At 64.3% G+C, this 892-nt stretch carries 1 pseudogene; it reads left to right on the top strand.

Annotated elements, in window-relative coordinates:
- Positions 1–13: 13 nt before the first annotated feature.
- Positions 14–892 (top strand): annotated as a pseudogene (locus E1H13_RS26645) (hypothetical protein); the annotation flags it as partial.

Genomic DNA, 892 nt, shown 5'->3' with positions numbered 1-892 from the left:
AGAGGCGCTGGAAGTGACCCGTCAGATTCGCGATGAATCCGACCGCGCCTGGGCCCTGAGTGAACTGGCGAAACAGCAGCCGGAGCTGTTGCCGGAGGCGCTGGAAGTGACCCGTGAGATTCGCGATGAATTCTCCCGCGCCCGTGCCCTGAGTGAACTGGCGAAACAGCAGCCGGAGCTGTTGCCGGAGGCGCTGGACGTGACCCGTGAGATTCGCGATGAATCCTACCGCGCCAGTGCCCTGAGTGAACTGGCGAAACAGCTGCCCCCGGAGCTGCTGCCGGAGGCGCTGGCGGTGACCCGTGAGATTCGCGATGAATCCGACCGCGCCAGGGCCCTGAGTGAACTGGCGAAACAGCTGCCCCCGGAGCTGCTGCCGGAGGCGCTGGAAGTGACCTGTCAGATTCGCGATGAATCCGACCGCGCCAGGGCCCTGAGTGAACTGGCGAAACAGCAGCCGGAGCTGCTGCCAGAGGCGCTGGAAGTGACCCGTCAGATTAGCTCTGAATCCTACCGCGCCTGGGCCCTGAGTGAACTGGCGAAACAGCAGCCGGAGCTGCTGCCAGAGGCGCTGGAAGTGACCCGTCAGATTCGCGATGAATCCTACCGCGCCTGGGCCCTGAGTGAACTGGCGAAACAGCAGCCGGAGCTGCTGCCGGAGGCGCTGGACGTGACCCGTCAGATTCGCGATGAATCCTACCGCGCCAGGGCCCTGAGTGAACTGGCGAAACAGCAGCCGGAGCTGCTGCCGGAGGCGCTGGAAGTGACCCGTCAGATTAGCTCTGAATCCTACCGCGCCATGGCCCTGAGTGAACTGGCGAAACAGCAGCCGGAGCTGCTGCCGGAGGCGCTGGAAGTGACCCGTCAGATTCACGATGAATCCGACCGCGCC

It is taken from the genome of Nodosilinea sp. P-1105 (genome assembly GCF_012911975.1).
In the GTDB taxonomy this organism is placed as follows: Bacteria; Cyanobacteriota; Cyanobacteriia; order Phormidesmidales; family Phormidesmidaceae; genus Nodosilinea.
This window is presented reverse-complemented; position numbering and strand designations above follow the sequence as displayed.